The sequence below is a fragment of the Streptomyces coelicoflavus genome, assembly GCF_003112555.1.
In the GTDB taxonomy this organism is placed as follows: Bacteria; Actinomycetota; Actinomycetes; order Streptomycetales; family Streptomycetaceae; genus Streptomyces; species Streptomyces coelicoflavus.
Genome location: NZ_BEWB01000004.1, coordinates 537044 through 556603, shown reverse-complemented (window position 1 = coordinate 556603; position 19560 = coordinate 537044). Strand labels below are relative to the sequence as shown.

16 protein-coding genes are annotated in these 19560 nt (G+C 74.4%); 5 read left to right on the top strand and 11 right to left on the bottom strand.

The annotated features are described in order from the left end of the window. Positions 1-19: 19 nt before the first annotated feature. Together Sco07f_RS10805 and Sco07f_RS10800 are read right to left on the bottom strand one after the other, a co-directional pair. Entirely contained in the window at positions 20-1762 is a 1743-nt protein-coding gene (locus Sco07f_RS10805) for a pyruvate dehydrogenase (protein ID WP_108987692.1), read from the bottom strand. Between the two features lie 28 nt (positions 1763-1790). Then, entirely contained in the window at positions 1791-3371 is a 1581-nt protein-coding gene (locus Sco07f_RS10800) for a protein phosphatase 2C domain-containing protein (RefSeq protein WP_108987691.1), read from the bottom strand. A 288-nt stretch (positions 3372-3659) separates the two neighbouring features. Here Sco07f_RS10800 and Sco07f_RS10795 point away from each other — a divergent pair, with 288 nt between their 5' ends. Both Sco07f_RS10795 and Sco07f_RS10790 read left to right on the top strand, forming a co-directional pair. After that, positions 3660-4661, top strand: coding sequence for a helix-turn-helix transcriptional regulator (locus Sco07f_RS10795; protein WP_087789097.1), 1002 nt, complete (start codon positions 3660-3662; stop codon positions 4659-4661). A gap of 91 nt (positions 4662-4752) precedes the next feature. Then, complete coding sequence (locus Sco07f_RS10790; protein WP_007442045.1) at positions 4753-5235, top strand: DUF456 domain-containing protein; 483 nt, start codon at positions 4753-4755, stop codon at positions 5233-5235. Here Sco07f_RS10790 and Sco07f_RS10785 read toward each other — a convergent pair. Genes Sco07f_RS10785 through rsgA form a run of 3 tightly spaced genes read right to left on the bottom strand, consistent with a single transcriptional unit; the run spans position 5198 to position 8349 of the window. Beyond that, positions 5198-5722 carry a methylated-DNA--[protein]-cysteine S-methyltransferase gene (locus tag Sco07f_RS10785; RefSeq protein ID WP_108987690.1) on the bottom strand — a complete coding sequence of 175 codons (525 nt, stop codon included), beginning with the start codon at positions 5720-5722 and terminating at the stop codon, positions 5198-5200. The genes Sco07f_RS10790 and Sco07f_RS10785 overlap by 38 nt on opposite strands. After that, positions 5719-7200 carry a DNA-3-methyladenine glycosylase 2 family protein gene (locus Sco07f_RS10780; protein ID WP_244942030.1) on the bottom strand — a complete coding sequence of 494 codons (1482 nt, stop codon included), beginning with the start codon at positions 7198-7200 and terminating at the stop codon, positions 5719-5721. The genes Sco07f_RS10785 and Sco07f_RS10780 overlap by 4 nt, the downstream gene beginning before the upstream one ends. Before the next feature lie 30 nt (positions 7201-7230). Further along, the gene (rsgA, locus tag Sco07f_RS10775) at positions 7231-8349 is read right to left on the bottom strand and encodes a ribosome small subunit-dependent GTPase A (RefSeq protein ID WP_108987689.1); all 1119 of its coding nucleotides are present in this window, start codon (positions 8347-8349) and stop codon (positions 7231-7233) included. Between the two features lie 263 nt (positions 8350-8612). On the opposite strand from rsgA, the gene Sco07f_RS40550 reads away from it, so the two are divergent. Further along, on the top strand, positions 8613-11090 hold the full coding sequence (locus Sco07f_RS40550) for a DUF1963 domain-containing protein (protein ID WP_108987688.1): 2478 nt from the start codon (positions 8613-8615) through the stop codon (positions 11088-11090). 31 nt (positions 11091-11121) lie between these two features. Here the strand turns inward: Sco07f_RS40550 and Sco07f_RS10765 are convergent, their stop codons facing one another. Beyond that, the gene (locus tag Sco07f_RS10765) at positions 11122-12441 is read right to left on the bottom strand and encodes a radical SAM protein (RefSeq protein WP_087789100.1); all 1320 of its coding nucleotides are present in this window, start codon (positions 12439-12441) and stop codon (positions 11122-11124) included. 107 nt (positions 12442-12548) lie between these two features. Between Sco07f_RS10765 and Sco07f_RS10760 the strand changes: the two genes are divergently transcribed. Beyond that, complete coding sequence (locus tag Sco07f_RS10760) at positions 12549-13805, top strand: FAD-binding protein (protein WP_108987687.1); 1257 nt, start codon at positions 12549-12551, stop codon at positions 13803-13805. A gap of 15 nt (positions 13806-13820) precedes the next feature. On the opposite strand, the gene Sco07f_RS10755 is transcribed toward Sco07f_RS10760, so the two are convergent. The 3 genes from Sco07f_RS10755 to Sco07f_RS10745 form a co-directional block, all read right to left on the bottom strand. Next, positions 13821-15083: an MFS transporter gene (locus tag Sco07f_RS10755; RefSeq protein WP_087789102.1), complete on the bottom strand. Its 1263-nt coding sequence runs from the start codon at positions 15081-15083 to the stop codon at positions 13821-13823. 152 nt (positions 15084-15235) lie between these two features. Further along, positions 15236-15763, bottom strand: coding sequence for a hypothetical protein (locus Sco07f_RS10750; protein ID WP_108987686.1), 528 nt, complete (start codon positions 15761-15763; stop codon positions 15236-15238). Next, positions 15760-17475, bottom strand: coding sequence for a PHP domain-containing protein (locus Sco07f_RS10745; RefSeq protein ID WP_108987685.1), 1716 nt, complete (start codon positions 17473-17475; stop codon positions 15760-15762). The genes Sco07f_RS10750 and Sco07f_RS10745 overlap by 4 nt, the downstream gene beginning before the upstream one ends. Before the next feature lie 151 nt (positions 17476-17626). On the opposite strand from Sco07f_RS10745, the gene Sco07f_RS10740 reads away from it, so the two are divergent. Beyond that, positions 17627-18229, top strand: coding sequence for a TetR-like C-terminal domain-containing protein (locus Sco07f_RS10740; RefSeq protein WP_087789104.1), 603 nt, complete (start codon positions 17627-17629; stop codon positions 18227-18229). Here the strand turns inward: Sco07f_RS10740 and Sco07f_RS10735 are convergent. Together Sco07f_RS10735 and Sco07f_RS10730 are read right to left on the bottom strand one after the other, a co-directional pair. Beyond that, positions 18226-18978, bottom strand: a complete 753-nt coding sequence (locus Sco07f_RS10735) for an isocitrate lyase/PEP mutase family protein (RefSeq protein WP_087789105.1) — start codon at positions 18976-18978, stop codon at positions 18226-18228. The genes Sco07f_RS10740 and Sco07f_RS10735 overlap by 4 nt on opposite strands. Beyond that, the gene (locus tag Sco07f_RS10730) at positions 18975-19445 is read right to left on the bottom strand and encodes a hypothetical protein (protein ID WP_164143489.1); all 471 of its coding nucleotides are present in this window, start codon (positions 19443-19445) and stop codon (positions 18975-18977) included. The genes Sco07f_RS10735 and Sco07f_RS10730 overlap by 4 nt, the downstream gene beginning before the upstream one ends. Between the last annotated feature and the right edge of the window lie 115 nt (positions 19446-19560).

Sequence of the window (19560 nt, the reverse complement as noted above, 5' to 3'; positions counted from 1 at the left end):
GGGCCGGGGGTCCGTACGGTCACGGCCGGGGCATGTTGCGCAGGTTGGAGCGGGCCATCTGGACCATGCGTCCGACGCCGCCGTCCAGGACGATCTTCGAGGCGGACAGGGCGAAGCCGGTGACCATGTCGGCGCTGATCTTCGGCGGGATGGACAGGGCGTTGGGGTCGGTGACGACGTCGACGAGGGCGGGACCCTTGTGCTTGAACGCCGCCTTCAGCGCCCCCGCCAGGTCCTTGGGCTTCTCCACCCGCACCCCGAAGGCGCCGCAGGCCTCGGCGACGGCGGCGAAGTCCGGGTTCTTGTTGGCCACGCCGTGCGAGGGCAGGCCGGCGACCAGCATCTCCAACTCGACCATGCTCAGCGACGAGTTGTTGAACAGCACGACCTTCACCGGCAGATCGTGCTGGACGAGGGTGAGGAAGTCGCCCATCAGCATGGTGAAGCCGCCGTCGCCGGACATCGACACGACCTGCCGGCGCCGGTCGGTGAACTGGGCGCCGATCGCCATCGGCAGGGCGTTGGCCATCGAGCCGTGGGAGAAGGAACCGATGATGCGGCGACGGCCGTTGGGCGAGATGTAACGGGCCGCCCAGACGTTGCACATCCCGGTGTCGACGGTGAACACCGCGTCGTCGTCGGCCATGTCGTCCAGCACGGCGGCCACGTACTCGGGGTGGATCGGGACGTGCTTGTCGACCTTGCGGGTGTACGCCTTGACCACCCCCTCCAGGGCGTCCGCGTGCTTCTTCAGCATCCGGTCGAGGAAGCGGCGGTTCTTCTTCTCCTTCACCCGCGGGATCAGGCAGCGCAGCGTCTCCCGGGCGTCGCCCCACACCGCGAGGTCCAGTTTGGAACGCCGGCCCAGGTGCTCGGGCCGGACGTCGATCTGGGCGATCTTCACGTCGTCGGGGAGGAAGGCGTTGTACGGGAAGTCGGTGCCGATCAGGAGCAGCAGGTCGCACTCGTGGGTCGCCTCGTAGGCGGCGCCGTAGCCGAGGAGTCCGCTCATGCCGACGTCGTAGGGGTTGTCGTACTGGATGAACTCCTTGCCCCGCAGGGCGTGTCCCACCGGGGCCTTGAGCTTCCCGGCGAACTCCATGACCTCGGCGTGCGCGCCCGCCGTGCCGCTGCCGCAGAACAGGGTGACCCGCTCGGCGTCGTCGATCATCCGCACCAGGCGGTCGATCTCCTCGTCGCCGGGCCGGACGGTGGGCCGGGAGGTGACGAGGGCCGTCTCGGCGGCCTTCTCCGGGGCGGGCTCGTCGGCGATGTCGCCGGGCAGGGAGACGACGCTGACGCCGCCCTGGCCGACGGCGTGCTGGATGGCGGTCTGGAGCAGCCTGGGCATCTGCTTGGGGCTGGAGATCAGCTCGCTGTAGTGGCTGCACTCGCGGAACAGCTGGTCGGGGTGGGTTTCCTGGAAGAAGCCCAGGCCGATCTCGCTCGACGGGATCTGCGAGGCCAGGGCGAGGACGGGGGCCATGGAGCGGTGGGCGTCGTAGAGCCCGTTGATGAGGTGGAGGTTGCCGGGGCCGCAGGAGCCGGCGCACGCGGCCAGCTTCCCGGTGATCTGGGCCTCCGCGCCGGCGGCGAAGGCGGCGGTCTCCTCGTGCCGCACATGCACCCATTCGATGCCGGAATGGCGGCGCACGGCGTCCACGATCGGGTTGAGGCTGTCCCCGACGACTCCGTAGAGGCGCTCCACCCCGGCGCGGGTGAGGATGTCGACGAACTGTTCCGCGACGTTCTGTTTGGCCATGGCTCCAGCTATGCCACAGCGAGCGGCCTCACGCCTCCCAAACGGCGGCGGCCGTACGGTCGTCCGCGTATCCCTTGACCCGCACGCCGCTGTCGGCGAGGAACTCCCCGAGTCCGGGCGCCGGGCGGCCCGCCCACCTCCGCGCGAGGAGTTCACCCAGCCCGGGCTCGTTCAGCAGCGGCTCGGCGAGGCCCGCGGTGCACATCAGGAGCACATCACCCGGGCGGGCTACGGAGGCCCGGAAGCGGAAGGGCGCGCGGGGCGGTTCCGCGGGCGGGCCGTCGTACGGCCCCGGGGCCGGGGTGATGCCGAGGTCCATGGTGAGCCGGTCGCCCTCGGGTGTCTCGCTGGGCGCGTCGTAGAGGGCGCCGCCCGGGGTGGTGCTCCCGGGCGTTCCTCCGGGCGTGGAGCCGAAGCCGAGGACGGGCTCGCCGGTGACGTCACCGGCGTCCGGCTCCATTTCCCGCCAGATGCCGTCGCGCAGTCGCAGCAGTCCGCCCGCGCCGACGCCGAAGAACACCCGGGTGCGGCACTCCGGGTCGGCGGGCAGCAGCAGGCAGCGCAGGGTGGCCGCGTACTCGTCCGGAGCGAGGCCCTGTTCGGCGGCGCCGGCGCGGAGTCGGCCGAGGCTGCGGTCGGTGAGCCGGTGCAGGCCGGACTTCAGGTCGCCGCGCCGGGCGGCCCGCAGGTCCTCGGCGAGCCGCGCGTGACTGCGCCCCACGGCCCGCCCGATCCACCGGCACACCTCGGCGGCCGCCCGGTGCGCCCCCGCGGTCGCGCGGGCGCCGGTCGCCATCGCCACCAGGACCAGCGCCTGCTCGCCGGTACCGAACCGGGCGACGAGCAGCGCGTCGCGCCGCGGCTCCCCCCGGTACCGGGCGGAGTCCCCGCGCACGGAGACGGCCCGCAGCGTGCACGCCCCGTACCGGGCGCCTTCCAGCACGGTGTCGGGGACCAGCCCGTCGAGTCCGTCCGGATCGGCGGGCGGCAGCGCGGTGGGCTCGGCGTCGTAGGTGGGCGGCCCGCTGCCGACATAGTCGCGGTCGGCGCCGTCCGGTCCGGCGGGCGGCGAGGGGGCGAACGAGGACGGCAGCGGGGGCAGGCCGGACGCGGTCCGGGGCGGCGGAACGGCGGCGGGCGGTTCGGTGAGGTCGGCGGCGCCGCTCCCCGAGGTGGTGAGCCCTCGCGGATCACCACCCCGGCTCCGGCCGCCGGACGCCGGGGACGGCGGGGGCGGGGGCGGGGGCGGCGAGGGCTCTGCGGTCCCGGACGCCGGCGGGGGCGCTGCGGGCGGTGGGGTGCCGGGCCGTGCGGGCCCCGGCGCCGGTCCCGCCGTGCGGGGGCCGGGGACGCCCGGGGGCTTCGCCGGGGCCCACCGAGGGGTCCTGGGTTCGGGCGGGGCGGGGGGCGGTGCCGCCGGGTCGTCGGGGCCGGGGCCGGGACGGCGGGCCACCGTTCCGGACGCCGAGGCGAAGCGGTCGTCCAGGGAATCGGGTGCGGCCGTGGGGCCGGTGTCGTCGGTGGAGTCGTCGTACAGCTGCCCCCACCAGTCGTCCTCAGGACCGGTGGGACCGGTGGGACCGGTGGGCCTTCCCCCCTGCTGACTCATGCTCCTGATTGTCCACCGAGGGAGCCGGATGAAAACGGGGCATCGGGAAATTCGGGCGGACCGTCGCGCGCCGGGCGGCGTGTCGGGGGACGCGTCGAACGGTTCTGCGAGGTGGGGTGGCCGAGCGGCCCCACCCCCCACGGGAGGACCGCTCGGCGACGCCACCTTGGCAGAGTGACCGGCGGTACGGCGATGATGTCCGCGGGCGGGTTTGTGCCGTGGCCGTTTTCCGCCATGGACGTCCCCGCCGGCAGAGATGATCATGGTTCCGGGGAGGGGCGACGCCTGATGCTGGGAGTGCTGGGGCTGGAGGACGCGCAGGAGTCGGCGTACCGCGCGCTGGTGTCGGTGGGGGCGGCCGACGTGTCCGACCTGGCGCGGCGGCTGGAGCTCGGCGAGCAGGACACCGAGCGCGCGCTGCGCAGGCTGGAGCAGAACGGGCTCGCCGCCCAGTCCTCGGCCCGCCCGGGACGCTGGGTCGCGGCTCCGCCGGGCGTCGCGCTGGGCGCCCTGCTGACCCAACAGCGGCACGAACTGGACCGGGCGGAGCTGGCGGCGGCCCTGCTGGCGGAGGAGTACCGGGCGGCGGCGGCCGAGCCCGCCGTGCACGACCTGGTGGAGGTGGTGACCGGCGCCGCGGCCGTCGCCCGGCGCTTCCTCCAGCTGCAACTCGGCGCGAACGACGAGGTCTGCGCGCTGGTCACCGACCGGCCGGTCGCCGTGACCGGCATGGAGAACGACGCGGAGGAGCAGGCCACCGGACGCGGTGTCCGCTACCGCGTGGTGGTCGAGCGGTCGGTGCTCGACCTGCCGACCGGCGTCACGGAGCTGACCGCCGCGCTGGCCCGCGACGAGCAGGTCCGGGTCGTGGACCGGGTGCCGACCAAACTGGTCGTCGCCGACCGCTCCCTGGCCCTGGTGCCGCTCACCGCGCACTCCTCGGAGCCCGCCGCGCTGGTCGTGCACGCGAGCGGACTGCTCGAGCTGCTGTCGGGCCTCTTCGAGGCGGTGTGGCGGGACGCCCTCCCGCTGCGCCTGGGCACCGCCGGCGTGACCGAGCACGGCCCGGACGGCCCGGACGGCACCGACCTCGAGATCCTCTCCCTGCTGCTCGCCGGTCTGACCGACGCGAGCGTCGCCAAGCAGCTCGACCTGGGCCTGCGCACGGTACAGCGGCGGGTGAAGCGCCTGATGGAGCTGACCGGGGTCACCACCCGGCTCCAGCTGGGCTGGCACGCCTACGAGCGGGAGTGGGTGGCCAGAGAGCCCAGGGAGCACGGAGAGCGCTGAAGGAGCCAGGAGCGGTCGAGAGGAGGCGGAGGAGCCCCGGACGCCGTGCCGGACTTCTGCGGGCCGGGCCGGACTCCGGCACCCTGGACAGATGGGAGCGTGGGACCTCCTCCTGACCGGCCTGGTCATTCTGCTCGGGCTGTGCGGCATCCTGCTCCCCGGCGTACCCGGGTCGTGGCTGGTGTGGGCCGGGGTCCTGTGGTGGGCGCTGAAGGATCCCCGGCCGCTGGCGTGGGCGGTCCTCGTCGGCGCCACCGTCGTCCTGCTGCTCTCCCGTGCGGTGCGCTGGGCGCTGCCAACCCGCCGCAGACGCCGGGACGAGGCCATGCGCCGGCTGACCTCGTACGGGGGTGCGGGCGCCGTCCTCGGCTTCGTGGTCGTCCCCGTGCTGGGCGCGATCCCCGGCTTCCTGGGCGGCATCTACCTCGCCGAGCGGCTGCGGCTCGGGCGGCACGGCGAGGCGATGGCGTCGCTGCGGACCGCGATGCGCCACGGCGGCGCCGATCTGCTGACGGAGCTGTTCGCGTGTCTGCTGATCACCGGGGCGTGGCTGGGAGCGGTGCTGGCCGGCTGACCGGGGCGCCCTCCAGCGTCAGCAGCCGCGTCTTGCGTTCCAGACCGCCCGCGTACCCGGTCAGGGAGCCGTCGGCGCCGATCACCCGGTGGCAGGGGCGGAGGATCAGCAGCGGGTTGGCGCCGATCGCGCCGCCGACGGCGCGTACCGCCGGCCGCGAGGCGCCGATGCGGGCGGCGATCTCGCCGTACGTCGTCGTCGCCCCGTAGGGCACGTCGTCCAGGGCGGCCCACACGCGCTCCCGGAAGGCGGTGCCCTCGGCGCGCAGCGGCAGCCGGAACTCCGTCAGCTCCCCGGCGAAGTAGGCCGCGAGCTGCTCCGCTGCCGCCCGGAAGGGCCCGGCGTCGCGCAGCCAGCCGTCCTGGACGCTCCGGCCGCCCTTCTGCCCGGGCACGGAGAGGGAGGTGAGCGCCCCGTCGGGGCCGGCGGTGAGGAGCAGCCGCCCGACGGGACTGTCGGTCTCGTACCAGTAGGTCGGGGTGGTCATCGGTCGTTCTCCCAGTCTCCTGCTGCGCGCAGGTGGTTCAGTGCGTACGAGCGCCAGGGGCGCCAGGTGTCGGGCACGTCGGTGCCGGGCGGGGCGACGTCCGGGTCGCCGAGGGCGCGGGTGCGCACGACGGCGACGGTACGGGCGTCCACGCCGGGCACGGCGAGCAGGGCGCGCTCGGCGTCGTCCCGGTCGGCGCCCGGGTCCAGGCGTACGGCGCCGTCGGCGAGGGCGGCGGCGAGGGCGCCCGCGGTGCCGTCCGGCGCGGCCTCGGCGAGGACGGCCGGTTCGGGGAAGAGGTGGGTGAGGGTGCCGCAGGGTGCGTCGAGCACCTTGCCGTACCGCTGGACGAGCCGCTCGGCCTCCGCGCGCCCCACCAGGGCCCGTACCGCCAGTTCGTCGGGGTCGGCGGTGCCCGGTGAGCGCAGTCCCGGGCGGGCGGCGACCAGCGGGGCGAGCCGGGGGTCGGCGCCGAGCCGCTCGTCGACGGCGTACGGGTCGGCGTCGAGGTCGAACAGCCGCCGCAGCCGCTGTACGGAGGTGGTCAGGTCGCGCAGGTCGGTGAGGTGGAGGCGGGCCTCCAGCCAGCCGCCGGTGCCGGTGCCGGGCCGCCCGGCCCGCCCCGTCCGTTCCTGGACGGCGACGATCCCGGTGCCGTACGGCAGGCGCAGGGTGCGCCGGTAGACGCGTCGGCCGCTTTCGCCGCTCACCTCCTCCACCCCGGCGACGGCCTCCCGCTGGAGCAGGTCGAAGACCGGGCCGGGCTGGTAGGGGCCCCGGTGGGCGAGGCGCAGCGGGACGCCGGCGGTGGGGGTGGCCGTGCGCCGGGCGGCCCGGTCGCGGGCCGGGGCGGCGGCGCGCAGCTCGCTCGGGGTGGCCGCGTACACGGCCCGGATCGTGTCGTTGAACTGCCGCACGCTGGCGAAGCCGGACGCGAAGGCGATCTCGGTCACGGGCAGTCCGGTGGTCTGCAACAGGACGCGCGCGGTGTGCGCCCGCTGGGCGCGGGCCAGGGCCACGGGCCCCGCGCCCACCTCGGCGGTGAGCTGGCGCTGCACCTGGCGGGCGCTGTAGCCGAGCCGTCCGGCGAGTCCGGCGACGCCCTCGCGGTCGACGACACCGTCGCCGATCAGCCGCATGGCCCGGCCGACGACGTCGGCGCGGACGTTCCAGTCGGCGGAGCCCGGCACGGCGTCGGGACGGCACCGCCGGCAGGCCCGGAAACCGGAGCCCTGCGCGGCGGCGGCCGTCGCGAAGAACCGCACGTTGTGCCGCTTCGGGGTGACCGCGGGGCAGCTGGGCCGGCAGTAGATGCCGGTGGTCTCGACGGCGAAGAAGAACGCGCCGTCGAATCGGGCGTCCCGGCTCCGCACGGCCTCGTACCTGCCGTCTTCGCGTGTCTTCTCGTACTCCGCTGTCGGTGTCACGCCCTCCAGTCTCCGCCAGACCGGAAATCCGGGCTGGCGGAAATCGGACATCGCGCTGGAGGGGTCCGGAGGGCCTGTCGGCTACCGCAGGCCGCCCCTCTTGGCCTCCATCGCCGCCTTGCCGATGGCGCCCCGGCGCTTCCACTCCTTTCGGATCTCGGCCCTCATGCGGGCGTCGGTCTTGGCGACGATGCGCTGGTTCTCCCGCATGAGCTTGCGGTAGCTCTCCAGCCGCCGTTCGGGCAGTGCGCCGCTGTCGATGGCGGCGAGGACGGCGCAGCCCGGCTCGCTCTCGTGGGCGCAGTCGTGGAACCGGCACTCCTCGGCCAGCTCCGCGATCTCGGCGAACACCTGGTCCACGCCGCTGCCCGCGTCCCACAGCCCGACGCCCCGCAGCCCGGGGGTGTCGATCAGTACGCCCCCGCCGGGCAGGGCGAGGAGGTTGCGGGTGGTGGTGGTGTGCCGTCCCTTGCCGTCGACGTCGCGGATGGCCTGGACGCCCATGACGTCCTCGCCGAGCAGCGCGTTGGCGAGGGTGGACTTGCCGGCGCCGGACTGTCCGAGCAGCACGGCGGTGCCGCCGGAGACGATGGCGGCGAGCACGTCGAGCCCCTCCCCCTGCTCGGCGCTGACGGACAGCACCGGCACGCCGGGCGCGGCGGTCTCCACGTCCTGGACGAGGTACGCCAGGGTCACCGGGTCGGGCACGAGGTCGGCCTTGGTGAGGACGACCAGGGGCTGCGCCCCGGACTCCCAGGCGAGGGCGAGGAACCGTTCGATGCGGGCGAGGTCCAGCTCGGCCGCGAGCGACACCGCGACGATCGCGTGGTCGACGTTGGCCGCGAGGATCTGCCCCTCGGACCGCTTGGAGGAGGTGGAGCGCACGAAGGCGGTACGCCGCGGCAGACACGTCCGTGCGTAGCGCGGGGTGCCGCCCTCGGGGTCGACGGCGACCCAGTCGCCGGTGCAGACCACGCGCAGCGGGTCGTTGGGGGTGACGAACGCGGTGTCGGCCCGCACGAGGCCGTCCGCGGTGACGACGTCGCACTGCCCGCGGTCGACCCGGACGACCCGGCCCGGCAGCAGCCCTTCGGCGGCGTAGGGGGCGAACTCCGACTCCCAGTCCGCGTCCCAGCCGTACGGGGCGAGCGGGTGCGAGGAGGAGAAGGCGGAAGAGGAGAGAGACGAAGCGAGGTTCAAGGGAAACCCTTCACAGGGCGGCCCCGGCGTCCGCGTGCGTACGCGGGAAGTGAGGTGGTGTCAGCCGGCGGCCACGGAGGTGGACTTGACGAACTTCCGGATGCGGGCAGTGCCCGGCTCAACGACAGCCATCGGTCAACACCTCCGAGATCCCGTAGGAGTGAGTGGCGCGGCGAAGCGGCCACCTGAACGCTGACCACTCTAACCACCGTCCGCGGGAGCGCACCACCGATTTACCTCCGGGTGCTCCCTAGGATTTCCGCATGGCACAGGAAGAGACAGAGAACACCGGCGGCGTCCGGCTCGTGACGGGTGCGCCGGCCGGCCTCGCGGCCGCGCTGCGCACCCGCCTGGCACCGCTGACGCCGGGGCGTGTCCTCGACGGCGCGGTCGCGTACGTCCTGCACGGCACGGGGCCGGAGGTCCTGGACGCACCGGGCGACGGCGGCGACGAGGGCGACGGCGTCGCGGACCGGCGGCCGGAGGCGGACCCGGAGGCCGCCGACGCCGCTCGGCTCGTGGTCCACCGGGACGCGCCGGCCGGCGTCCTCGCCCGGTTCGGGCGGCTGCTGCACGCGGTCGCCGGATCCGACCGGTCGGATTCCGCCGCCTGGCTCGGCACGCTGGCCGACGACGTGGTGGACGCCGTCTGGGCGCGGTCCGCCGAGTCCCAGGAGGTGCGGGCGCGGTGGACGCCCGCCCTCCTGGCCGAAGTCGCCCGCGTCGGCGGCGCGGGCGGGCGCACGCCCGTGCACACGACACTGACGACGCTGCTCCGCATACGCCCGGACAGACGCTGGCCGCCCCGGCGCACGCTCCTGGCGAACGAGGCCGGCGACGCGTTCCTCGCCCGGCACGCCGAGGCCGTCGCCGAGGTCGTCGCCGCGGCGGACACCGACCACCGCCGGTTCGCGGCGGTCCGGTGCGCTTCGAACGTCGAACGGCACGCCGCCCTGCTCGCCGCGCTGGCCGTGGACGAGGACGCTGGGGTGCGGGCCGACGCACTCGCCTCGCTGGCCTGGCTGGAGGGGCCCCGCCAGGTGGCGGTGCTGCGCCCGCACCTGCCGGCCGCGGCCCCGGACCGGCTCGCCGGTGTCCTGGGACGTCTGGCCGACCTCGACGGCGGTTGCGCGGCGATCGAGGACGCGCTGGAAGCGCCGGAAGGGCGGCCGCTGGACGCGGAGCGCGCGAGGCAGCTGCGCCGGACGGCCGACCGGGCGGCCCTGGCGAGTGGGCCCGGGGCCGCGGTCCCCGTCCCGCGGACGGTGCCGCCGGGCGACGCCGAACTCCTCGCGGAGCTGGACACCCGGGTCGCCGCCGCCCGCCTGGAGGGCGCCTCCTTCTGGCCCGGCGTCGAGCGGTGGCTGGCGCGGACGTCCGACGTCCGCGTGCTGCGGGACGCCCTGCGGCAGGCCGGGGCGACCGACGCCGACCGGCGGGTAGCGGCGCTCCTGACCACCCGCACCACCGGGGCGTTCGGCCGGCCCGTCGGGGCGGTCCTGACCCCCGGGGACGCCGTGCGGTGGTGGCCGCTGTTCGCCGAGCGGCCGGACCTGGTGGCCGAGTACCTGGACGGCTTCGACACCAGGACGCACCCCGATCAGGAGGCCGTCGACACCATCCACCTGATGCTGACCGTCCTCGAGTGCTTCCCCGAGGTGCCCGGGACACTGGTCCCCCGGCTGACGTCGATCGCGCTCGGCGCCTCGCGGCACCGCCTGGCCGCGCGCCGGGTGCTCGGCGACCACGCGGGCGCCCGGGACGCGGCGCGGACGGCGCTGGACGGCGGGTCCGAGACGGCGCGCCGGTCGGCGGCGGAGTGGCTCGCCGGTCGGGGCGAGCCGGGCGTCGTGGCGCCGGAACCGGGCTGGGAGTTCGGCGAGGGGGTGCTGGCCCCGGCCGCGCGGACCCTGCCGCCCGCGACGCTGTGGTGGCTCGACCGCTTCCGGGAGCAGGCCCTGGAGCGGGGCGTTCCGGCGCCCGACGTGGACCGGTGGCTCGGCCTCGCCCGCCCGATGCTGCGGATGGCGGCCGACGGGAACGGCCCGGTGGTGGGCAGGCTCGGCGGCCCGCTGATGCTCCCGCCGGACGTCCCCACCCCCGGCGACCGCCACGGGGCGGCCGGCGCGGAGGACGAGTACGCGTCGGACCACCAGCTCATCGCGACGCTCGACCTCTCCGCGGTGCCCCCGGGGGCGACCGACCTGCCGCTCCCGCCGGACGGCTCCCTGCTCCTGTTCGTCAACGCCGATCTGGAGCCCTGGCCCGAGGGCGGCGCCGTGTACGTGCCGGCCGGGGTCCCGGTGGAGGAACGGGAGTCGTCCCCCGACTACGAGGTCTACGAGTACGACACCCCGGAGGAACTGGACGCCGAGTTGCGCGACGTCGGCGACCTGCGGCTCGTGCCCGGGGTGTCCCTGCCGACCACACCGCCCGACGCCGCGACGCTCGCCCGGCACCCCCACGCCGAGACGCTGCGGGAGGTGTGGTCCGACCAGCGGGACGGCGGCGGGGGCTGGCAGCTCGGCGGTCACGCCGCCAACTTCGACGACTACGGCGACCCGGTGGCCGGCTCCGCCGAGCCGGACGACGAGGCTCCGCTCTCGGACCGCGACGCCTGGGTGCTGCTCGCGCAGTGGGCGGGCTTCCCCATGTCGATCCTGTACTGGACCATCACCCGCCAGGACCTCGCCGCCCGCCGCTTCGACCGGGTCGCCGTGCAGATGCAGGCCAACCCCTGACCGACGGGCCGCCGCGGGGCGCGTCCGTGGCTCAGACCTCCACGGGCGCGTCCGCCGGCAGGCTGTCCATGAAGGAGCTGACCGAGAAGACCGCGTTGCCGGCGCCGGGCGGGCCGTAGCCGGGGGGCGAGGAGAGGCCGAAGTCCTCCATCGTCTGGCGGTAGGCCTGGAGCAGGCGGATGTGGTACTCGAGCGGAGCGCCGTCGGGGTTGGTCTTGCCCAGCGGGGTGGTGGGCTCGGGGCACCAGGTGGTGAAGCGGGGCGTGATGCCGTGCGACATGAAGAAGCGCAGGCCCTCGGTGGTGGAATCGATGGCCTCGTCGACGGTCTTGAAGCCGAAGGGCTCGGCCATCTCCACGCCCGCGACGAAGTTGGGGATGACGTTGCGCGCGCCGAAGACCTCGGTGGAGTCGAGGATGCGCCGGTGCCACTCGTCGCGGCCGACGTAGCGCTCCTTGCCGGGGCAGTACATCTTGAAGAGGTACTCGTCCCACACCTCGAAGTTGGGGTGGTAGATCTGCACGCCGTAGTCCTTGAAGCGCTGGACGTCCGGCTTGGGCAGGGCCTGGGCGACGACCTTGCCGATCCAGCGGCCGGGGAAGTGCTCCTCGATGGCCTTGGCGTACCGCCCGTAGAAGTCGGCCTCGTCGAGTCCCTGGACCTTCGAGGTGATCGCGCCGCCGGTGAGCGTGTACGCGGTGGAGATCTTGGCGGTGTCGTACTTGTCGATGATCTCCAGCGCCTCGAGGACCTCGTCGACGTCCTTCACGCCCGTGTACGGCCGCCCGGCCGCCTTGTGCTGGCGCCAGTTGTGGTTGATGTCGCAGTACTGGCACTCCTCCTTGGCGCCGAAGTACTGGCAGACACGGAAGGCGGTCAGGTAGATCAGGTAGCCCCACTGGATGGTCGGGGCCACCTCCATGACCGACTTCCCGTTGGACAGCTTGTGCCGGTAGTACTCGGGCATGGGCGGCACACCGACGTCGGCGATCCGCTTGCCGTCCAGGTAGAGGCCGAGGACCCCGTCCTCGTTCGCGGCGACGCGGTAGGGGGAGGCCGGGTTCACGCGGACCGAGACGACGGTGCGGCGCAGGTCGTAGGGGCCGCCGGTGAGGATGATCTCCTCGGGCGGGCGGCGCAGGGCGGCCTCGCCCAGTTCGGGCAGGGTGCCGTGGTCGAAGGAGAAGATGAAGTACGACTTCGGCTTGACCTCGCCGCTCTCGTTGTCACTGAGTGCGGAGGGGTCGAAGGCGACGCCGCCGCGCAGCAGGTCCTCCTTGAAGACGGCCTCGCGCGGTACGTTCGGGAACCGCTCCATCAGATCCTCGACCAGCGCGGTACGGCTGTCCATCCCGTGTCTCCTCCCAGCTGCGGCGTTCGACTTCTCACGGTATGCCCCCGCGGGTGCGGCTTCCCGCGCGGGGCCCCTTCCAGGCCCGCCGGGTAGGTTTCCACGCTATGAGCGACATCACGGTGACCAACTGGGCCGGCAACATCACGTACACGGCCAAGGAACTGCTCCGGCCGCACTCACTGGACACCCTGCGGTCCCTGGTGGCCGGGAGCGAGCGGGTGCGGGTGCTGGGCAGCGGGCACTCCTTCAACGAGATCGCCGAGCCGGGCGCGGAGGGCGTCCTGCTGTCGCTGGCGGACCTGCCGTCCGAGGTGGACGTGGACACGGCGGCCCGTACGGTGCGGGTCGGCGGCGGTGTGCGGTACGCGGAGCTGGCCCGGCTGGTGCACGCGTGGGGGCTGGCCCTGCCGAACATGGCGTCGCTGCCGCACATCTCGGTCGCCGGGTCGGTGGCGACCGGAACCCACGGCTCCGGGGTGGGCAACGGCCCGCTGGCGTCGGTGGTGCGCGAGGTGGAACTGGTCGCGGCGGACGGTTCGACCGTGGTGATCGCCCGCGGTGACGAGCGGTTCGGCGGGGCGGTGACCTCACTGGGCGCCCTGGGCGTGGTGACCTCGCTCACCCTCGGCCTGGAACCGGCCTACGAGGTGGAACAGCACGTCTTCACCGAGCTGCCGCTGGACGGCCTGGACACGGCGACGTTCGAGACCGTGATGGCGGCGGCGTACAGCGTCAGCCTGTTCACGGACTGGCGGGCGCCCGGGTTCCGGCAGGTGTGGCTGAAGCGGCGCACCGACCAGCCGCTGGACGAGTTCCCGTACGCGGAGGCCGCCGCCGAGAAGATGCATCCGGTACCGGGCATGCCCGCGGTCAACTGCACGGAGCAGTTCGGGGTGCCGGGCCCTTGGCACGAGCGGCTGCCGCACTTCCGGGCCGAGTTCACGCCCAGCAGCGGTGCCGAGTTGCAGTCGGAGTACCTGATGCCCCGGGAACACGCTCTGGCCGCGCTGCACGCGACGGACGCGATACGCGACGTGCTCGCGCCGGTGCTCCAGACCTGCGAGATCCGCACGGTCGCCGCCGACGACCAGTGGCTGAGCCCGGCCTACGGGCGGGACACGGTGGCCGCGCACTTCACCTGGGTCGAGGACACGGCGGCGGTGCTGCCGGTGGTGCGGCGGCTGGAGGAGGCGCTCGCGCCCTTCGCGGCCCGTCCGCACTGGGGGAAGGTGTTCGCGACTCCGGCGGACGGGCTGCGTGCGCTGTACCCGCGGCTGGGCGACTTCCGGGCGCTGGCCGGGGAGCTGGATCCGGCGGGGAAGTTCACCAACGCGTTCGTGCGCGGGGTGTTGGGCGACTGAACCGCACCGGCGGGCTCAGGCCCGCCCGGCCCTGCGGACCGGGGTGAACAGCGCGGCCACGGCGATGAGGACGCAGCAGGTTCCGGCCACCAGGGCGACCGGTGTGGTGCCGTGCTCCTCCGCCGCCCAGGTGAGCACCGCCGCGCCGACGGGGGCGGCGGAGTACTGGAGGGTCCAGTAGGCGGAGGTGACCCGGCCGAGCAGGTACTCCGGGGTCACCTCCTGCCGCAGGGACATGGAGCAGGTGCCCGCCATGCCCACGCAGGCCAGGAAGGCGGCGCTGAGCAGGGCGACGGCGGGCACGCCACCGGCCCGGCCCAGGCACGCGAAAGCCAGGCCGCACACGGCCACGGCGCCGGTCCAGGTCCGTCCGAAGCCGAGCGTCCGGCGCACCGGGGCCACCAACAGCGCGCCGGTGATGGTGCCGAGGGCACCGACGGCCATGACGGTGCCGACCGTGCCGTCGTCGTGGCCGAGGTCGTGCTTGAGGTGGTAGATCACCAGGTCGTTCAGACCGAGGGTGAGGAAGCTGAAGCAGCACAACAGCACGGTGAGCGCGCGCAGCACGGGCTGGCCGCGCAGGAAGGCGACGCCGGTGCGCAGGTCCTGCCACAGTCCGGGGCGCTCTCCCTTTTCCGGGTCGTCGGCGGGGCGGGGCCGGAACCGGACGGCGGCGACGAGGCCGGCCGAGACGCCGAAGCTGGCGGCGTCCACGCCGACGGCCGCGGCCGGTCCGGACCAGGCGGCCACCACGCCGGCGCACAGCGGCCCGAGGACCCCGGCCGCCGCCGCGGTGGCGTTGAGGCGTGCGTTGGCCTCGGTGAGCTGTTCGGTGCCGACCAGGCCGCGCACGACGGTGACGTAGCCGACGGCGAAGAACATGCCGACGGCCTCGCACAGCGGCAGGACGGCGTACAGGAGCCAGACCTGCGGGCCGAGCAGCCACACCAGGGGAATCAGCCCGTACAGGACCATGCGCGCGAGGTCGCAGCCGATGAGCAGTCCACGGCGGTCGACGCGGTCGACGACCGTACCTGCGAAGACGGCGGCGAGGACGGCCGCCGCGCCGCCGACGGCGGTCAGCAGCCCCATCCGCGCGATCGACCCGGTCGCCTCCAGCACCAGCAGGGGCAGGGCGATCAGCGCGAAGGAGTCGCCGAGGACGGAGAGGGTCTGCGCAGCCCAGAAGACGCCGAAGTCCCGTTGCCGCCACAGCGGCCGGCGCTCCCCGGAGGAACGGTCGGGCGCTCGCCCCGTGTCCCGTGCCTCCTGGGTCACCGGCCCGCCGCCGCTCTCCCCCGCCGCCGCATGCCGGTCGCCTCCCCCGCCGCCCGCTGTCAGGTCCGCGGCCACCTTACGGAGCCGTCGGTGGTCCGCGCACGGCGGTTACGGACCTGTCGTCGGTCCGCGCACCGCGGTCCCGGACCCTGTCAGTGGTCCGCGCAGCACGGTGTCGGGTTTGGGTCCTCGAAGGGCACGAGAATGCCGCCCGTGGCGGGCATGGCGGCCAGGACGAGGCGGCCGTCCTGCCAGTGCGGCCGGACGTGCTCCCGGGTCACCAGCCGGGTTTCCGGGGCCGGTTCGCCCGGCGTGCCCAGCACCGTCACCCGGTCGATCGCGGAGCGTGCCAGCAGTTCGGCGAGCGTGAGCGTGCCGGTGAGGACGTCGGCACCCGGGAAGAGGACGGCACGGCCGGTTTCGTCGGGAGCGCCCTCACTCACCTCGTAGCCCTGCTCGGTGAGCCGGTCCCGGACGGTGCGCAGGACCGGCTCCGCCTCGGCGGCAAGGGACAGGGAGACGCGCGGACGACCGTCCCGCACCAGGTGTGTGCAGCCGAAGACGCCCTCCGGAAGAGCGAGTTCGGCGGCGAGCGCCCGGAGCAGGTGGTCGGCCTCGCGCAGGGTCGTCGTGCCCGTGTCGAGGCCGAGGACGTACGGCACGGAGGCGGCGGGTGTCACGACGGGAGGACCCACACCGGGTTGGAGTAGAACCACAGGTCGCGCCACGGGTCGGCGTCGCCGACGACGTCGATGGCGGGGCCCGCCGGGTCGACCTTGGCGCCCAGCGCGCCGACGGCGGACCGGTTGCCGTCGGTGCCGCGGGTGCGGACGTAGACGGGGCGGTCGACGCGGCCGAGGTCGTAGGTGAGGCGGACGGTGCCGCTGTCCTTGTTGACCTCGTACGACTTGACGACCCGCGCGGACGGCGCGGTGAAGGTGTCCTTGTCGGCGGCCGGTCCGGTCACGTCGCCCTGGATGACGTCCACGCGGGCCAGCTTGGGTACGAATCCCGCCCAGTTGGGGCCGCCGGCCAGGGCGACGTCGACGGACAGGGTGACCCGGGTGCCCCTGCGGACGTGCAGGGCGCCGCCGAGCGTGGCCCAGCGGCCGCCGCCGGAGACGCGGACGTCGAGGCCGCTGATGAGCTGCCCGTGGTCGACCCAGACGCGGCCGGCGCGGATGCCGTCCATGACGGCGGCGTAGGAGAAGCCGTCGGAGCCGACGTGGGTGCGGCTGTACTGGCCGGGCCAGAAGTCGTTCTGGGTGATGTCGATCTGCCCGGCGTAGACCGGGTCGTCGTAGCGGCCGTTGGCGTTGAAGTCGCCGCCGCCGCGGGCTCCGGTGTCGGCGTAGACCTGGTGGGAGTCGGAGTTGGCGGTGATCCACCAGGGGCGGCCCTCGGCGATGAGGCTGTCCCACAGGCCGCCGACGGTGGCGGTCATCCAGTCGAAGCCGCCCCAGGTGCGGTAGCTCTCCAGCGGGTAGCCGGCGAAGGAGTTGGCGCCCGGGCTGCCGTCGTAGATGCCGCGGGCGCCGCCCGGGCCCAGCGGCTTCGGCAGGCCGCCCGCCTGGTGGCCCGGGGCGCCCTCGAAGCCGACGGCGATCTGGTGGCCGCGGGAGGTGGCGTCGCGCCAGGCGCGGATCTCGTGCGGGGAGTCGATGCCCTTGCGCGCCGGGTGGTTGGCGAGCATCAGGGCGTCCTTGACCTTGCGCCGCTTGACCTGGTCGGCGAGGAAGGAGAGTCCGGCGATGGCGAGGGCCTCGTTGGCGGGGGTGGAGTCGCCCGCGCCCTTGACGCCGCCGTCGTAGTCGGTCTCGAACTGCTTGAGGACGGAGACCTCGTGCTTGCCGGGGTGGACGAAGACGGTGCCGTGCTCGGCGGCCGGGATGTTCCACTCCAGGCCCTGGAAGACGAGGGTGTCCTCGTGGGCGTCGCGGGCCTCGCGGATGTCCGGGTTGACCTTCTCCACGCCGATCTTCGCGTGGGTGGCGCTGCCGTGGTCGGTGATGACCAGCCAGTCCATGCCGTGCCGGGCGCCCTGGCGGACCTGGTCGACGACGCGGTACTTGCCGTCGCTGCTGTACTGGGTGTGGATGTGGTGGTCGCCGGCCAGCCAGAGGAAACCCTTGCCGCGGCGGCCGTTGCCCGCGGCCCGCGCCGGGGCGGCGGTGGCGGTCTGGGCGAGGACGGATCCGGCGGCCAGTCCGGCGCCGAGCAGCCCCGCGCGACGGAGCAGCCCGCGGCGGGACTGCTGTTCGGGACTCAGTGCCTCGTCGGGGACGCTGGTGTCGAAGGCGGCGGGCAGGGCCGACGGGGCGTCGTGCTCGTGGCCGTGCGGGTGTCCGTGGTGGTGGCCGTGCGCGTGTCCGTGTCCGTGTCCGTGCCCCATGCGTGTTCCTCCTGATTACCGCCGCCGTGCGCGGCTCCGAGGAGAATCGGCGCGGAAGGTGAACGTTGAACGACGTACGGGTGAGCCGCGACTGCCGCCCGCCCTGACCTAGCATGAAACCTAGGAATCCCAGGTTGCAGGAAGGTGGCCCATGCCCCGAGTGGGTCTTACCACGGACCGCGTCGTCGCCGCGGCAGCCGACCTGGCCGACGAGACCGGGTTCGAAGCGGTCACCGTCTCCGCCCTGGCCCGGCGCTTCGGAGTGCGCGACGCCAGCCTGTACACGCACGTCAGGAACCTCCAGGACCTGCGGGTCCGGGTCGCGCTGCTGGCCGGCGGGGAGCTGATCGAGGAGATCGCGCAGGCGGTGGCCGGCCGGGCCGGGAAGGAGGCGCTGGCCGCCTTCGCCGGCGCCTACCGGGCGTACGCCCTGCGCCACCCCGGCCGCTACGCCGCCACCCAGATCCGCGTCGACCAGGCCCTGGTGGCCGACTCCCCCGCCCTGCGCCGCACCGCCGAGATCACCTACGGCATGCTGCGCGCCTACGGCCTGACCGAACCCGACCTCACCGATGCCGTACGCCTGCTGCGCTCCACCTTCCACGGTTACTGCGCGCTGGAGGCCTCCGGGGGCTTCGGCGCCCCGCGCGACGTGCGGGCGTCCTGGGACAAGGCGGTCGACGCCCTGCACGTGGCGCTGGAGAACTGGCCGCGGGCGGACCGGGACGGGGAGTGTGTGGGGGCCGCCGGTTAGCCGGTCAGCGCCCGCACCTCGTCGTACGTCGGCGCCGGACCGCCCGGATCCCGGCCCGCCCGGAGGCCGGCGGCCGTCTCCAGGGCGGCGCCCAGTGCCCGCCGGTAGAGCAGCGAGCCGAGGCTGACGCGGGCCACGCCGAGGTCGGCGAGGTGCGCGAGGGAGGGGCCGGCGGGTGTGTACAGGATGTTGAGGGGGACGTCGAAGCGGGCGGTGAGGGACGCGATGCGGGCGGGGTCGGTGAGGCCGGGGACGAAGACGCCGTCGGCTCCGGCCTCACGGTAGGCGTCCAGGCGCCGCAGGGTCTCGGACCAGTCGCCGTCGCCCGACCAGTACGTGTCCGTACGGGCGTTGACGAACAGGCCGGGGGCGGCCCGGCGGACCGCGGTGATCTTCGCGGCGTGCCGGGCGGCGGGCCCGAGGGTGTCCTCCAGGTTGATGCCGACGGCGCCGACCGCGGCCAGCTGCCGCGCCAGCTCCCCCACCTCGTCGGGGTCTTCGCTGAACCCGTCCTCCGCGTCGACGGAGAGCAGGAGGGGGGCCGAGCCGAGGGTGAGGGCCAGCCGCAGGGTCTCGTCGCGGGTGGCCGCCGCCCCGTCGGGCAGCCCGGCCGCCGCCGCGACGCCGAGGCTGGTCGTGCCGACGGCGCAGAAGCCGTGCCCGGCGAGGGCGAGCGCGGAGGCGTGGTCCCAGGCGCACGGGAGGAGCAACGGCTCGCCGGGGCGGTGGAGCTGGGCGAACGCGGTCACGACAGGTCACCCACCGCGTCGGCGTAGTACACGGACTCCGCCAGGTGGAGGGCGAGTTCGCGGAAGCTCCAGCCCTCGCCGGGCGAGTGGTCGAGCTGCTCGTCGGTGAGCGCGTCGAGGCGGTTGGCCCAGATCCGGGCGAGCCGGGTGAGGCGGCTGCGGGCCTCGTCGAGGTCCTCGCCGGTGAAGCGGGCGCGGTCGGCGTCCGTGGTGACCGCGGAGGCGTGCCAGTGGTCGGGCTGCGTCTCCTCCCCCGCCAGCCGGGCCTCCAGTTCCGCGAGGTGGTCGATCATGTGGTCGGCCACCCGGCGGATCGCCTTGTGCGGGGTGTGGACGCGCCCGTCGGCGTGCGCGGGCCGGCCGTCCCAGCGGGTCCAGGTGGCGGCCAGGGCGAGGACGTGGTCGACCATGCCGGTGACCGCGGCGGCGGGCGTGCGGGAGGTCGTGGCGGTTGGCGTGTGGTTCATGTCCCGCACGCTATGGGCCGGTTGTTTCGGCGCCGGCCGAAGTGTTCCGGCCCCTTCTCGAACGGCCCCGCCCCCGTCCGCGGCCGATGGCTCACAACACGCTGTCCGACCGCGC

Excerpts from the sequence above, each read along its gene's own strand:
- Sco07f_RS10805 (WP_108987692.1), bottom strand. The coding sequence starts at position 1,762 with ATGGCCAAACAGAACGTCGCGGAACAGTTCGTCGACATCCTCACCCGC.
- Sco07f_RS10800 (WP_108987691.1), bottom strand. The coding sequence starts at position 3,371 with ATGAGTCAGCAGGGGGGAAGGCCCACCGGTCCCACCGGTCCCACCGGT.
- Sco07f_RS10795 (WP_087789097.1), top strand. The coding sequence starts at position 3,660 with ATGCTGGGAGTGCTGGGGCTGGAGGACGCGCAGGAGTCGGCGTACCGC.
- Sco07f_RS10790 (WP_007442045.1), top strand. The coding sequence starts at position 4,753 with ATGGGAGCGTGGGACCTCCTCCTGACCGGCCTGGTCATTCTGCTCGGG.
- Sco07f_RS10785 (WP_108987690.1), bottom strand. The coding sequence starts at position 5,722 with ATGACCACCCCGACCTACTGGTACGAGACCGACAGTCCCGTCGGGCGG.
- Sco07f_RS10780 (WP_244942030.1), bottom strand. The coding sequence starts at position 7,200 with ATGTCCGATTTCCGCCAGCCCGGATTTCCGGTCTGGCGGAGACTGGAG.
- Sco07f_RS40550 (WP_108987688.1), top strand. The coding sequence starts at position 8,613 with ATGGCACAGGAAGAGACAGAGAACACCGGCGGCGTCCGGCTCGTGACG.
- Sco07f_RS10765 (WP_087789100.1), bottom strand. The coding sequence starts at position 12,441 with ATGGACAGCCGTACCGCGCTGGTCGAGGATCTGATGGAGCGGTTCCCG.
- Sco07f_RS10760 (WP_108987687.1), top strand. The coding sequence starts at position 12,549 with ATGAGCGACATCACGGTGACCAACTGGGCCGGCAACATCACGTACACG.
- Sco07f_RS10745 (WP_108987685.1), bottom strand. The coding sequence starts at position 17,475 with ATGGGGCACGGACACGGACACGGACACGCGCACGGCCACCACCACGGA.
- Sco07f_RS10740 (WP_087789104.1), top strand. The coding sequence starts at position 17,627 with ATGCCCCGAGTGGGTCTTACCACGGACCGCGTCGTCGCCGCGGCAGCC.
- Sco07f_RS10730 (WP_164143489.1), bottom strand. The coding sequence starts at position 19,445 with ATGAACCACACGCCAACCGCCACGACCTCCCGCACGCCCGCCGCCGCG.